General features: G+C 67.7%; 13 protein-coding genes. 8 read left to right on the top strand and 5 right to left on the bottom strand.

Going from position 1 to position 13,487, the window contains the following annotated elements; translation table 11 throughout:
* Positions 1–13: 13 nt before the first annotated feature.
* Positions 14–682, bottom strand: a complete 669-nt coding sequence (locus OVA31_RS19730) for an O-methyltransferase (RefSeq protein ID WP_267628287.1) — start codon at positions 680–682, stop codon at positions 14–16.
* Positions 683–986: 304 nt separating this feature from the next.
* On the opposite strand from OVA31_RS19730, the gene sigE reads away from it, so the two are divergent.
* The 4 genes from sigE (at position 987) to tatB (ending at position 4,513) form a co-directional block, all read left to right on the top strand.
* Positions 987–1,598, top strand: coding sequence for an RNA polymerase sigma factor SigE (sigE, locus tag OVA31_RS19735; RefSeq protein ID WP_267628288.1), 612 nt, complete (start codon positions 987–989; stop codon positions 1,596–1,598).
* Between the two features lie 211 nt (positions 1,599–1,809).
* A complete protein-coding gene (locus OVA31_RS19740) occupies positions 1,810–2,424 on the top strand; it encodes a hypothetical protein (RefSeq protein ID WP_267628289.1) in 615 nt (204 codons plus the stop codon).
* A gap of 3 nt (positions 2,425–2,427) precedes the next feature.
* The gene (locus tag OVA31_RS19745; protein ID WP_267628290.1) at positions 2,428–4,023 is read left to right on the top strand and encodes a trypsin-like peptidase domain-containing protein; all 1,596 of its coding nucleotides are present in this window, start codon (positions 2,428–2,430) and stop codon (positions 4,021–4,023) included.
* Between the two features lie 34 nt (positions 4,024–4,057).
* Positions 4,058–4,513, top strand: a complete 456-nt coding sequence (gene tatB, locus OVA31_RS19750; RefSeq protein ID WP_267628291.1) for a Sec-independent protein translocase protein TatB — start codon at positions 4,058–4,060, stop codon at positions 4,511–4,513.
* 28 nt (positions 4,514–4,541) lie between these two features.
* On the opposite strand, the gene OVA31_RS19755 is transcribed toward tatB, so the two are convergent.
* From OVA31_RS19755 to OVA31_RS19770, 4 genes are all read right to left on the bottom strand, one after another.
* Entirely contained in the window at positions 4,542–5,687 is a 1,146-nt protein-coding gene (locus OVA31_RS19755) for an Mrp/NBP35 family ATP-binding protein (protein ID WP_267628292.1), read from the bottom strand.
* A gap of 86 nt (positions 5,688–5,773) precedes the next feature.
* Entirely contained in the window at positions 5,774–6,928 is a 1,155-nt protein-coding gene (locus OVA31_RS19760) for a lytic transglycosylase domain-containing protein (RefSeq protein ID WP_267628293.1), read from the bottom strand.
* Between the two features lie 314 nt (positions 6,929–7,242).
* Positions 7,243–7,815: a DUF1003 domain-containing protein gene (locus OVA31_RS19765; protein WP_267628294.1), complete on the bottom strand. Its 573-nt coding sequence runs from the start codon at positions 7,813–7,815 to the stop codon at positions 7,243–7,245.
* Positions 7,812–9,134 carry a magnesium transporter MgtE N-terminal domain-containing protein gene (locus OVA31_RS19770; protein ID WP_267628295.1) on the bottom strand — a complete coding sequence of 441 codons (1,323 nt, stop codon included), beginning with the start codon at positions 9,132–9,134 and terminating at the stop codon, positions 7,812–7,814. The genes OVA31_RS19765 and OVA31_RS19770 overlap by 4 nt, the downstream gene beginning before the upstream one ends.
* 188 nt (positions 9,135–9,322) lie before the next feature.
* On the opposite strand from OVA31_RS19770, the gene OVA31_RS19775 reads away from it, so the two are divergent.
* From OVA31_RS19775 to OVA31_RS19790, 4 genes are all read left to right on the top strand, one after another.
* Positions 9,323–9,811, top strand: a complete 489-nt coding sequence (locus tag OVA31_RS19775; RefSeq protein WP_267628296.1) for a general stress protein — start codon at positions 9,323–9,325, stop codon at positions 9,809–9,811.
* Between the two features lie 287 nt (positions 9,812–10,098).
* A complete protein-coding gene (locus OVA31_RS19780) occupies positions 10,099–11,505 on the top strand; it encodes an extracellular solute-binding protein (RefSeq protein WP_267628297.1) in 1,407 nt (468 codons plus the stop codon).
* Positions 11,502–12,647: a carbohydrate ABC transporter permease gene (locus OVA31_RS19785; protein WP_267628298.1), complete on the top strand. Its 1,146-nt coding sequence runs from the start codon at positions 11,502–11,504 to the stop codon at positions 12,645–12,647. Before OVA31_RS19780 ends, OVA31_RS19785 begins: the two co-directional genes overlap by 4 nt.
* Before the next feature lie 6 nt (positions 12,648–12,653).
* A complete protein-coding gene (locus OVA31_RS19790) occupies positions 12,654–13,484 on the top strand; it encodes a carbohydrate ABC transporter permease (protein ID WP_267628299.1) in 831 nt (276 codons plus the stop codon).
* Positions 13,485–13,487: the final 3 nt, after the last annotated feature.

The raw sequence follows: 13,487 nt of genomic DNA on the forward strand, positions 1-13,487 counted from the left end.
GCGGGGGAGCGGCTCAGCGGGCCTTGGCGGCCGCGAGCACTCCTGCGCCCAGCGGGATCACCACCGGCAGCAGCCGCTCGTCGTCGGCGATCAGCATCGCCGCCTCCCGGGCGGCCGCGGCGGGTGGGTCGGTGCGCGTCGGGTCGGCGACCGCGCCGTCGGCGGTGGCGTTGTGGACCACCACCACGCCGCCCGGGCGCAGGATCCGCACGGCCTCCACGACATGGCGTGGGTGATCGATGAGCGGACCGTCGACGAACACCAGGTCGTAGGTCTCGTCGGCGAGGCGGGGCAACACCTCGGTCGGTGTGCCGTTGATCAGGCGGGTCCGCCCCGGCACGATGTCGGCGCCCGCGAACGACTGCCGTGCGGCGCGATGATGTTCTGGTTCGGGATCGATGGTGGTGAGCACACCGTCGGCGGCCATTCCGTTGAGCAGCCAGAGACCGCTGACACCGGCACCGGTGCCGATCTCGACGACGGCGTGGGCGTCACACGAGCGGGCCAGCAGGGCCAGCAATGCGCCGACGGCGGGCGCGACCGCGGATGCGCCGAGTTCGTCGGCCCGGGTGCGGGCCGACGCCAGGGCGTCGTCTTCGACGATCGCCGATTCCGCGTAGTCGATGAGGGCGCTCGTGGACACCGAGCCCGCCTGTTCGGAGCCCCCAGATGAATCGGTCACCCCCTGAGGTTATGTCGCGTCGTCACGATTGCGTCGGCGGCGCGCCAACCTCGGTCGAAGTCGGAGGTCAGAGGATTTTCGGGCGGCCGCCGAAACCGCCGCCCACTTCCTCAGCGAAACCTCAGCACTCTCATACGGCGACCACACCACGATGGGAGAGGGTTCTACTAGCGCAGCCGATGCGCTCGCAGCCGACGATCCACCGAGGTTCCGACCGAGGAATAGATCGCAGGCAGACGTGGTTTACCATCGTGAACATCCGTCATCCGACGTGATGTCCGGGGAAGGGAACTGGCCACCAAACATGACTGATCCCCTGGGGTCTGCAGACGTCGTCCCGACCGGGACCGCTGGATTCGACGCCACCGGCGACGACACCTTGATGCCGTCCTGGGACGAGCTTGTCCGCGAGCATGCGGATCGGGTGTATCGCCTGGCCTACCGCTTGTCCGGCAACCAGCACGACGCCGAGGACCTCACGCAGGAGACATTCATCCGGGTCTTCCGTTCGCTGTCGAACTATCGGCCCGGCACCTTCGAGGGGTGGCTGCACCGCATCACCACCAATCTGTTCCTGGACATGGTCCGGCGTCGGAGCAAGATCCGCATGGAGGCATTGCCGGACGAATACGATCGGGTGCCCTCGGACACCCCCGATCCCGAGCAGATCTTCCACGACGCGAACCTCGACCCGGATCTGCAGGATGCGCTCGACGCACTGCCGCCGGACTTCCGTGCCGCGGTCGTCCTGTGTGACATCGAGGGCCTGTCCTACGAAGAGATCTCGGCGACCCTCGGCGTCAAGCTCGGCACCGTGCGCAGTCGCATTCATCGCGGTCGTCAGACGATCCGCGATCACCTGACCGCCCGAGGACACACCGGCAGCAGGTCGGTGGCAATCGGCGCGGTGCACTGACATCCACTCCACAGGCGCGATCTGCCGTCACCCGAATCGGATCGAGATTCCGGGAACCACGGTCGGTCCGTCACCGTTGTCCTCTTCGGATAGGGTGGGTTGCCGCGCCCGCAGGGCGGTGTGGCGGCACACTCGCCGACAGCGCAGTAGCGTGGAACGAACTGGACACGACGGCGGACTGGCCCGCAGCGGTGGAAGAGGTGAACGTCAGATGGAGATGAACCGAGGTCGATCCACCTCGGGGCAGCAGGGCGACAGCCAGCTACCCATGCCGAATCTCCGTCGTCGGCGGTCCGCGTGGAACCCGTCGACCTGGTCGCCCGTCACCGCGTCGTTCGCCCCCAATCGCACCTACCGCGCGCCCGGTACACCCGGTGGACGCCGGTTCGCCCCGACCGAACATCTCGCCGCGGAGGCGGTTGCCGCCTACGTCGACGGTGAGTTGGGGATGACCGCCCACCTTCGGGCCACCCAGCACGTCGCGCAATGTTCGGAGTGCATGTCGGCCGTCGATGCACAGGTCTCCGCCCGCTCTCGACTGCGGTCGGCCGGGGACGTGTCACTGCCCGCCGGGCTCCTCGGTCAGCTCAGTCAGATCCCCACCCGCGAGATCGACGTCACCGGCGTCTCCGGCGACGCCCGGACCGACCGCCACAGCCCGTTGTCCCCGTGGGGGCAGGATCGGCCTGCGAGCCCGATGGCCGCCCCGGGATTCCCGGTCACCGAGGCACCGCGCGACCCGATGCCCACCTCTGCCTCCGCGGACCGCCGCGGACGACCCGGCCAGGGCACCCGTGCCCGGATGAGCCGCTGGCGAGGCCGCTGACACGTGGACACCAGAGGGGAAAGCGAGCTCGACGGGTCGACCGAGTCCGCCGGGGAGGCAGCGGGCCCGGACACCGTGGGCTCCGACGACGTCCGTTCGGACGTGGACGGTTCGGAAGCAGTAGACGGTTCGGAATCAGCGGCCGCGGAGACGACGTCAGGCCACCGCACCGACGACAGGTCACGGCACGGCGCCGTGTCCCCACAGACCGCCGCGGTGTTCGGACGTCCGGCCGGTGTGCAGGGGTCCTTCGCGCAGTCCGAGGACACCACTGACAACCCTGATCCACAGATCGCCCCGCCGGATCCGGTGCTCGCCGAGGCGTTCGGCCGCCCGGCGGGCGTGATCGACACCCTTCAGCGGGACCCGTTGGCCACCTACGGGGCACCCGACGCACCGCCCGCCCAGGCCGATCCCTGGCGCGACCCGGAGAGCGTGGCCGGCCTGGATCGGCCGGCGCTCGGTGTCCCTACCGCCCCCGAGCCCACCGACCCGGGCCCGAAGCTGGGCATCCAGGACGTCTTGTTCGGCAAGCGGATCAGCTGGCACGCGCTGGCGACCCTCGCCGTGCTCGCGGTGGTGGTCGGACTCGTCGGCGGGCTGATCGGCCGATGGACCGCTGAGGTGGTCTCGCCGCTCAACTCCGATTCGGTCCAGCTGTCCACCGACGATGCCGACAACGGCGCCACTCCTCGTTCCCCGGTCGCCAATGTGGCTCGCGCGGTGGAGAAATCGGTGGTCGCGCTCGATGTGCGGACCAGCAGCGCAGTGGGCACCGGGTCGGGCTTCATCATCGACAAGAGCGGTTACATCGTCACCAACAACCATGTCATCGCGATGGCGGCGAACGACCGCAATGCCAAGCTCGAGGCCGTCTTCTTCGACCGCAAGCGCGTGCCCGCGCGGATCGTCGGTCGCGACACCAAGACCGACCTCGCGGTCGTCAAGGTCGACAACGTCGACAATCTCACCGTCTCGAAGCTCGGCAACTCCGACGATCTCCAGATCGGTGAAGAGGTCATCGCCTTCGGGTCGCCGCTCGGCCTGGACCGGACCGTCACCAGTGGCATCGTCAGTGCCCTGCATCGTCCGGTGCCGTTGCGACCCGACGCCGAATCCGACACCGACGCGGTGATCGACGCGATCCAGACCGACGCGGCGATCAACCCCGGCAACTCGGGTGGGCCGCTGGTCAGCGACAAGGCCGAGGTGGTCGGCATCAACACCGCAGGTCTCGTCCCCGGCGGCGGTTCGATCGGACTGGGATTCGCGATCCCGATCGATCAGGTCGTCCCGATCGCCCAGACGCTCATCCGTCAGGGTTCGGTCGATCACCCGCAGATCGGGGTCAACGCGAGTTCGGTCCGCAACGACCGGGTGCTCGGCGCGCAGGTCCGCAATGTGGTCGCCGGCGGCCCGGCAGACCAGGCCGGAGTGCGCGAGAACGACGTGATCACCTCGTTCAACGGTCGTACCATCGAGAGCGCCGACGAATTGACGGTCGCGGTACGGACGGCGAAGATCGATCAGAAGGTCCCGTTCAGCTACTGGCGCGACGGCCGGACCTTCAACGGCACGATCACGCCGGCCGGCGACTGATCGCAGACCGGGCTCGAGCAAATGGGGATGACGGATGTTCAGCAGTATCGGTTGGGGTGAGATCCTCGTCCTGTTGGCCGCGGGTCTGATCATCCTGGGACCCGACCGCCTTCCCGGTGCGATCTCCTGGACCATGAAGTCCATCCGCCAGGTGCGCGATTACGCGACCGGCGCGACCGATCAGCTCAAGGACGAACTTGGTCCGGAGTTCGACGAACTCCGCAAACCTCTCTCCGAACTCAACGAGCTGCGCGGGATGACGCCGCGCGCGATGGTCACGAAACATCTGCTCGACGGCGACGACTCCGTGTTCACACTCGGTCTCGGTCCGACCACCGTCGACCGGGACATCACCGATTCCCCGGACATCAAGCCGGTGTCGGCGCCGATGCCGAATCCGTCCGCCGCCGATCCGGCGAAGCCGACCGGGCAGGGCCCGACCACGGGATCATCCCGGTCACCGTCGGTCGGCGACTGGGACGCCACCTAGGATCGATCCGGCCACCGCCGAGCGGGTGTCAGTCGTGACGGGTGGTGTCGATCCCCAGGCTCATCCCGGCCAGCCCGCGCCGCCGCACGGCCAATTTATCGGCAATCGCCCGCAGTGCGGATCCGGACGCCGAATCGGGTGCGGAAGTGACCACCGGCACGCCGTTGTCGCCACCTTCCCGCAGAGACGTCTCCAAGGGGACCTGACCGAGGAGTTCCACGGGCGCGCCGACCGCTTTGGTCAGTCGCTCGGCGACCTTCTCGCCGCCGCCGGAACCGAACGGTTCCATCCGTGATCCGTCCGGGAGTTCCATCCACGACATGTTCTCGACGACGCCGAGGATCTTCTGACGTGTCTGCAGTGCGATGGCACCGGCTCGCTCGGCGACCTCGGCAGCCGCCTGCTGCGGCGTGGTGACGACGAGGATCTCGGCGCCGGGGATGAGCTGGGCGATGGAGATCGCCACATCGCCGGTCCCGGGCGGCAGGTCGAGCAGCAGCACGTCGAGATCGCCCCAGTAGACGTCGGCGAGGAACTGCTGGAGGGCTCGGTGCAGCATGGGCCCGCGCCACGTGACGGGTGTGTTCCCGTCGGTGAACTGCCCGATCGAGATGAACTTCACGCCGTGGCTCATCGGCGGCATGATCATACGTTCGACCTGGGTGGGCTTGGCGTCGCTGCCGAGCATCCGCGGCACAGAATGTCCGTAGATGTCGGCATCGAGGACACCGACCGTGAGGCCGCGCTCGGCCAGCGCCGTCGCGAGGTTCACGGTGACACTCGACTTGCCGACGCCGCCCTTTCCGGACGCGACCGCGTAGACGCGGGTCAGAGAGCCGGGCTGGGCGAACGGGATCACGGGGTCGGCCTTGTCGCCCCGCAGTTTCTTGCGCAGTTCGGTCCGTTGCTCGTCGTCCATCACGTCGAGCACCACCCGGACCGCGCCCACGCCGGGCACATCGGCCGCGGCGTTCTCCACGCGGCCCGAGATCTCGGTACGCATGGGACAACCCGACGTGGTCAGGTACACGACGACGTCCACGCTGGCGTCGTCGTTGACGTCGATCGACTTGACCATCCCCAGGTCGGTGATGGGTTTGCCGATCTCGGGATCGTTGACCTTGCTCAGGGCAGCGCGAACCGCGGATTCGGTGGGTACAACTCCTGTAGTCATCAACGCCAGCTTAACCGTCCGGTGCACAGTGCCGGTCGCACGGGAGACCTCGACGCCCCGCAGGGCTCCTCGAGATCACGGGTGAGTCAGCGTGCCGCGGGCGGTGGTGTGGTGGTCGTGGGGCCCGTGCGGGCGTTCGGGCCACGTTGCGGCGATCCCGAGACCGGCGGCTTCTTCTTCGGGGCCGTCTGCTCGGGAAGCGGCTTCGGCGGCGGCAGCAGTTGCGTCGGGACCAGATCGGGCGGCAGGCAGAGTGCTCCGATGCAGGTCGGCAGGGGCGGCGGTGGCGGCGTCGTCGTGCTCTCGGAGGTCGAGGGTGACGACGAACTCTCGCCGGGCTTGGAGGGTTTCGACGGCTTGCTCGTCGACGATTTGCTCGGCTTGCGCTTGGGCTCGGGGATCGGATTCGTCGGCATCACACCGGTCGCGTAGGCGGCGGCCCAGCTCAACACGTTCGCCGCGTACTCCATCGAGTGGTTGTAGCGCATCACCGCCGCGACCTTGTTCTTGGCGGCCATGATGTCGGATACCCCGGAACACAGGTAGCGGCCTGCCGAGTAGGTGGCGTCGAAGACGTTGTTCGGGTCGGCCTTCCCGTCACCGTTCGCGTCGGTCCCCCACGCGGCCCAGGTGCTCGGGATGAACTGCATGGGTCCCATCGCGCGGTCGTGCGAGGAGTCACCGTCGATCCGGCCGCCGTCGGTGTCGCGGATCACCGCGTTCCCGGCCAGCGTGCCGTTGAGCACCGGTCCGGCGATCGGGTTGATGGTGGTGCCGTACGCGTCGACGGAGCCGTTCGACGCGTGATTGGACTCGATGCGCCCGATCCCGGCCAGCAGGAACCACGGCAGCTTGCACTGTGGGGTGTCCGACCCGACGCGGTTGGCCGCCAGTTTGTAGGCCTGGAGCACCACTCCTGGGATCCCCATGGGACCGGTCGGCAGGGACCCGGTGATCCGGAACTGGGGCAGCACGGCGGCTTCCGGTTCGACGCGTTTGGGCGGCGGTGCGAATCCGAGCAACGACACCGGGCCACCGGGTGCGATCTCGACCGCCGACGACGGTATCGAGTTGGCGTCCTCGGCGACGGCGGTGGAGACGGTGCCACCGGAGGCGCTCGACGTCGCGGCGGCGAGCATCATCGCTCCCACCAGGAAGCCGCCGGTCCCGACCGCCAGTGCGCGTCGCGGCAGGCGGGGCCGCCGCGGACCGTGGGCGCGACGGAACACTGCGGGGCTCACCGGGCTCTCCTCGCCCGCGGCCCGGCGGTGACCGGTCCTGCGACCGTCGTCGACTGCCTGTCCACACTGACTCCGTTGCTCTCACACACGTGCATGCCCGCCCCTGAAGATCTTGCGGATTGCCGGACCCGCCGTGTCTGAGCTCCCCGGGCGTCCGACGTGTGACCCACCATACATATGGGTCTAATGCCCCAGTACAGGAACCCGACAATTCTTCACTACATGCATCTGATCGTTTGGTGAACCCACATGTTGTGGTCCGCGGCGTTCGCCGACCCATATGGGGGAGTGGGGCCGACCGTGTCGGCCCGCGGTCACCGGGGGGTCGCGGAGTCCCCGCCGCCCCCGCCGCCCCGGCTGCGTCGGGAGTCGTCCCCGCCGTCATCGGGTGTCGAGAGGTCGCGCGGGCCGTCGCCGAGGCGTTCGGTGAGCTCGTCGAGCAGGTCGTCGAGCTCCTTGCGGAGATAGTCGCGGGTCACGGTGTCGCCGACGGCCAGGCGCACGGCGGCGAGTTCGCGGGCCAGGAATTCGGTGTCCGCCTTGGTCTGCGCGGACCGGATCCGATCCTCGTCGAGGGCGACCTTGTCGCGGTTCTCCTGTCGATTCTGTGCGAGCAGGATTAGGGGCGCGGCGTAGGCCGCCTGGGTGGAGAACGCGAGATTGAGCAGGATGAACGGATACGGGTCCCACCGCCACGACACCGCGATCAGGTTCAGCGCCACCCACACGATCACGATGACGGTCTGGATGGCGAGGTAGCGTCCGGTCCCGAGAAAGCGTGCGATGCGTTCGGCGTAGACGCCGATGACGTCGGAATCGAGGTTGAACGACAGCCGACGGTTCTGCCGGGGCGTGTCGAGGCGACGGCCGGGTTGTTCCGTGCTCACGCACCCGCTCCTGCGGGCTTGATGCCGGACAGATCGCCGATCGGCCCGGTGTCCTCCGGCTCTGTCTCGCGCCAGTCGCGGGGCAGGAGCTGGTCGAGGAGGTCGTCGACGCTGACCGCGCCCAGCAGGTGCCCCTCCTCGTCGACCACCGGGCCGCAGACGAGGTTGTAAGTCGCGAAGTACCGCGTGACGGCCTCCAGTGAGTCCTCGGGCTGCATGTGTGCGAGATCGCTGTCGAGGATGCCGCCGACGATGTTGGCCGGCGGTTCCCGCAGCAGTGCTTGCAGATGGGCGCACCCGAGATACTTGCCGGTCGGTGTCGCGGTCGGGGGCCGCACCACGAACACGAGGCTCGCAGCCGCCGGTGTCACGTCTGGATTGCGCACGCGCGCAAGTGTTTCCGCGACCGTGGTGGATGCGGTGACAATGATCGGCTCGGAGGTCATCAGACCGCCTGCGGTGTCGGGGGAGTGGGTCAGCAGGCGCCGCACCGGTTCGGACTCTTCCGGATCCATACGTTCGAGCAACGACTCGGCCTCCGCGTCGGGGAGTTCGCCGAGGAGGTCGGCCGCGTCGTCGGGGTCCATCGCCTCGAGCACATCGACCGCCCGGCCGAGTTCGAGGTGGGCGAGCAGGTCGGTCTGGTCGTCGGGCGGCAGTTCCTGGAGGACGTCGGCGAGACGCTCGTCGTCGAGTGCGGCGGCGATCTCGTCTCGTCGCTTGGCCGGGAGTTCGCGCAGTGCGTTGGCGACGTCGGCCGCGCGCATGCCCTCGAACTGCATGAGCGCCTGTGCGACACCCTGACCCGGCAGGTTCAGCTCCGTCTGGGTGAGTCCGTGGACGTGATGCCACTCGACGACATTCGTCACGCTGCGGCGGCGGAATCCCTTGCGTCCGGGTCGGACGGCCACCCGTGACACCACCCAGTCCCGCGTGCGGGTTCGCTCGATCCCGAGGTCGACCACGTTCACGTCCACCCCGGCCAGGTCGGTCAGATCGGGATCATCCACGCGCACGCGGGAATCCAGGATCTGGCCGATCGCGAGCGCCTCGCCGGGTCGCAGATGCAGCCGGCGCAGACTCACGGTGCCGGTGTTGAGGGTGACGGCCTGGGGTTCGATCGCGGTCACACGCAGCATGGGGACAAAGATCCGGCGGCGGGTGGTGAGTTCCACGGCCAGGCCGAGGACGCGCGGTTGCTGGCCGGTCATGCGGATCGCGACGACCACGTCACGAACCCGGCCGATCGACTCCCCGTCGGGTCCGAGCACGGCCAAGCCCACCAACCTGGCCACAAAGACCTTGCTCACGGACGCCATGGGAGTAAGGGTAGTGGCTGCACGACCCGGCGCCGCGCACATCCGGGTGGTGCCGCCACGCCCGACCGCGTGCGCCGGCGCCGTTCACTGTGCATTCTGGAATGGCGAGGCCATGACACCCGCCACCGCCCACTGCGGCGACCGGACGGTGCCCTCAGCGTGAGACGACACTCGAGAGAGGATCCGAGATGACCAACCCGATGCGCCAGGGTCGCGAGACCCCCGGCCTGCCGACGCCGCCGAAAGGGTGGCCGATCGGGTCATACGGCACCTACGCCGAGGCGCAGCACGCTGTCGACTACCTGGCCGACCAGGATTTCACGGTCCAGGACGTGACCATCGTCGGTGTGGACCTGATGCAGGTGGAGCGCGTGATCGGCCGCCTCACGTGGGGAAAGGTGGTCGGCGGTGGCATCGTGTCGGGAGCGTGGCTCGGCCTGTTCTTCGGACTGCTCGTGACCCTGGTGGTCAGCGGTGCGGGTCTGGCGCCGTTGCTGTTCGGGCTCGTGGGCGGCATCGTCTTCGGGCTCATCTCGGCGACCATTCCATACGCCGCGACGCGCGGGCAGCGCGACTTCGCCTCGACGATGCAGTTGGTGGCGGGCCGCTACGACGTGTTGTGCGACCCCCGCAGCGCCGAGAAGGCCCGCGACATGTTGAGCCGCCTGACCTCCTGACCTCCCGACATCGTCGGCGATTCACGCAGGTGAAATCCCACTGCAGGTCGGCGGAGATCACGATTCCCGCATGTTCTGGCACGCCCATGCCGAATGTGTTGCATGTCACGAACCGCGACATATAACGTTACGCAGCAGACGCTGACCGGTGCAGCCTCGTTGTCTTGCACCGCGAACGACATCAAGGAGGCTGCGTGCGGTTCCGGGCTGGCAGTTCCGAATCGGGTCGACATCCCGTCGGTGGGCATCCCCACCGCGGATCCCGAAGTGGGGTAAGGCGAAAACTGGTGGTGGCCGCGGCGGCGTTGGTCGCCGCCCTGCCCATCGTGACGGCCTGTGGGTCGGGCTACACACCCAAGGTCCTCAACATCTATCCGCCGGCCGACGGCGCGTCCTTCATCGACGAGGTCGGTCAGAAGTGCTCCGCCGACTCCGGCGGTGCGTACAAGATCGTCACCACGCCGCTGCCGAAGTCGGCCGACGACCAGCGACTGCAGTTGGCGCGTCGCCTCGCAGGCAACGACCCAGGCCTGGATCTCATGGGTATGGACGTGGTGTGGACCGCGGAGTTCGCCGACGCCGGCTGGATCCAGCCGGTGCCGGAAGCGTTGGCCGCCAAGGTCGCCGCGACCAACCTGGGTGGACCGCGCGAAACGGCCATGTGGAAGACCGACGAGGACGCCCAGAAGCGTCTGTACGCGATCCCGACCTGGACCAACACCCAATTGCTCTGGTACCGGCCGGATCTGCTGCGCAAGTACCTCAACAAGTCAAAGGCGCCGGGTACCTGGGACGAGATGCTCGCCGACACCGAGGCGATCCGCCGCAAGGGCGGACCGAGCTACATCATGGTGCAGGGCAAGCAGTATGAGGGTCTGATGGTCTGGTTCAACTCGGTGCTCGCGAGTGCCGGTGGCTCGGTGGTCAGCCCCGACGACCCGAACCTGGTGACGCTCAACGACACTCCCGCACACCGCGCGGCGACAGTGAAGGCCCTGCAGGTCCTCAAGGCGATCGCGACTGCTCCCGGACACGATCCCTCGCTCACCAATGCCGACGAGTCCTCCGCGCGCCTGGGGATGGAGAACGGCAGTGCTGCCTTCGAGGTCAACTGGCCGTTCGTGTTCTCGTCGATGCGGTCCAACGCCGCGGCAGGCGACGTCCCGTTCTTCCCGGAGATGCAGCAGTACGCAGGCCTGCTCGCCGAGGACGCCGAGAACCCGCCCACGGACGCACAGCTCGGCCCGGTGAACAAGACGGTCCGCACCAAGTTCGATTTCGCGCGGTACCCGGGTGTCAGCAAGGACCTGCCTGCCCGGTCGACACTCGGTGGCGTGAACATCGCGGTGGCCAGCACGTCACAGCAGAAGGACCTGGCCTTCAAGGCGGCCGAGTGCCTGACGGACGAGACGGCGCAGAAGGTCTACTCGGTGGACGGTGGTACCCCGCCGACCATCGCGTCGATCTACGACGACCCGGACTTCAAGGCTGCGTACCCGATGGGGGATGACATCCGGACCCAGCTCGAGAGCCGCAATGCCGCAATTCGGCCGGCTTCGCCGGTCTACCAGGCCATCTCGACGCTGCTGACCGCGAAGTTGAGTCCGGTCGGCGCATGGAATCCCGAGACGCTGGTCGACGAGCTCGCCGACCAGGTCCGCAAGGCGATCGACGGGGAGGGCCTGATCCCATGACAACCGGCGACAACGGCGAGAACCGGTCGCGACCGGGCCGCCACAGCCTTCCGGAGAACGACACCCCGGCACGGGAACCGTCGGTGCGGCCGCCGTCGACCGGTGACACCGGCGCACAACCGGTGTACTCCGACGCATGGACCCCGCCCGCCGCGGGCGCGACTGCCTCGACGGGCGGCGCCGCTCCGGCGGCCGGGCCTGCCGGTGCGGTGGCCGTCGCCGAGCGGCCCACTGCCCCCGCGAAGGGCGGCAAGAAGAAGCTCAGTGAGGGCAAGGCTGCGGAGCGGCGACTCGCGCTCTGGCTCGTCGCACCCGCGGCGATCATGATGGCCCTCGTCACCGGTTATCCGATCGTGTACGCGATCTGGCTGTCGCTGAACAAGTCGAGCCTCTCTGCTCCGGGCGAGCGCAGCTTCGTCTGGTTCGAGAACTACGCCACCGTGCTCACCGACAACTACTGGTGGACGGCGTTCTCGGTGACTCTCGGCATCACTGTGGTGTCCGTGGCGATCGAGCTGGTACTCGGCATGGCGATCGCACTTGTCATGCACCGCACCATCTTCGGCAGGGGCACCATCCGCACGGTGGTGCTGATCCCCTACGGCATCGTGACCGTGGCGGCCGCATTCTCGTGGTACTACGCGTGGACACCGGAGACCGGCTACCTCGCCAACCTGCTGCCCGACGGCAGCGCGCCGCTCACCTCGCAATGGCCGTCGCTGGCGATCATCGTGCTCGCCGAGGTCTGGAAGACGACGCCGTTCATGGCCCTGTTGCTGCTCGCGGGTCTGGCACTCGTTCCCGACGACCTCCTCAAGGCCGCACAGGTGGACGGTGCCGGTGCGTGGACACGCCTGTGGCGCATCATCATCCCGCTGATGAAGCCGGCCATCCTGGTCGCGCTCCTGTTCCGCACCCTGGACGCGTTCCGCGTCTTCGACAACATCTACGTGTTGACGAAGGGCTCCAACAACACGTATTCGGTCTCGATGCTCGGTTACGACAACCTCTTCAAGGCGTTCAACCTCGGTGTCGGGTCGGCGATCAGCATCCTGATCTTCATCTGTGTCGCGATCATCGCGTTCATCTTCATCAAGGGCTTCGGTACCGCGGCGCCCGGTTCCGAGAACGAGGGGAGGTAGGGCCGCGTGAGATCCGGTATCGGAAACAAGGCCTGGTGGTCGATCGCCAACATCCTGGTGATCCTCTATGCGATCATCCCGCTGCTGTGGATCGTCAGCTTGTCGTTCAAGCCCCCGGGCAGTGTCAAGGACGGCAGCTTCATCCCCAAGGAATGGACCTGGGAGAACTACACCGGCATCTTCGAGACCAGCGCCTTCACCAGCGCGCTGCGCAACTCGATCGGCATCGGGCTGATCACCACCCTGATCGCGGTGATCCTGGGCACCATGGCCGCGTATGCCGTGGCGCGCCTGGATTTCCCGGGTAAGAAACTGCTGATCGGTGCCGCCCTGCTGATCGCGATGTTCCCGCAGATCTCGCTCGTCACACCGCTGTTCAACATCGAGCGCAACCTGGGCCTGTTCGACACCTGGCCGGGCCTGATCCTGCCGTACATCACCTTTGCCCTGCCGCTGGCGATCTACACCCTCTCCGCCTTCTTCCGTGAGATCCCCTGGGAGCTGGAGAAGGCGGCCAAGATGGACGGTGCCACTCCGTTCCAGGCCTTCCGCAAGGTGATCGCGCCACTGGCGGCCCCCGGCGTGGTGACCGCGGCCATCCTGGTGTTCATCTTCGCCTGGAACGATCTGCTGCTCGCCCTGTCGCTGACCTCCACCGAGCGAGCCATCACCGCACCGGTGGCGATCGCCAACTTCACCGGTGACAGTCAGTTCGAGGAACCCACCGGTTCGATCGCGGCGGCCGCCGTCGTCATCACCATTCCGATCATCATCTTCGTGCTCTTCTTCCAACGTCGAATCGTGGCCGGGCTGACCTCCGGCGCGGTGAAGGGATAACCC

It is taken from the genome of Gordonia sp. SL306 (assembly GCF_026625785.1).
Lineage (GTDB): Bacteria > Actinomycetota > Actinomycetes > Mycobacteriales > Mycobacteriaceae > Gordonia.

Bases quoted from the DNA above. Each gene is read 5' to 3' on its own strand.
- OVA31_RS19770 (WP_267628295.1), bottom strand. From the start codon at position 9,134: ATGGCGTCCGTGAGCAAGGTCTTTGTGGCCAGGTTGGTGGGCTTGGCC.
- OVA31_RS19775 (WP_267628296.1), top strand. From the start codon at position 9,323: ATGACCAACCCGATGCGCCAGGGTCGCGAGACCCCCGGCCTGCCGACG.
- sigE (WP_267628288.1), top strand. From the start codon at position 987: ATGACTGATCCCCTGGGGTCTGCAGACGTCGTCCCGACCGGGACCGCT.
- OVA31_RS19755 (WP_267628292.1), bottom strand. From the start codon at position 5,687: ATGACTACAGGAGTTGTACCCACCGAATCCGCGGTTCGCGCTGCCCTG.
- OVA31_RS19740 (WP_267628289.1), top strand. From the start codon at position 1,810: ATGGAGATGAACCGAGGTCGATCCACCTCGGGGCAGCAGGGCGACAGC.
- tatB (WP_267628291.1), top strand. From the start codon at position 4,058: ATGTTCAGCAGTATCGGTTGGGGTGAGATCCTCGTCCTGTTGGCCGCG.
- OVA31_RS19785 (WP_267628298.1), top strand. From the start codon at position 11,502: ATGACAACCGGCGACAACGGCGAGAACCGGTCGCGACCGGGCCGCCAC.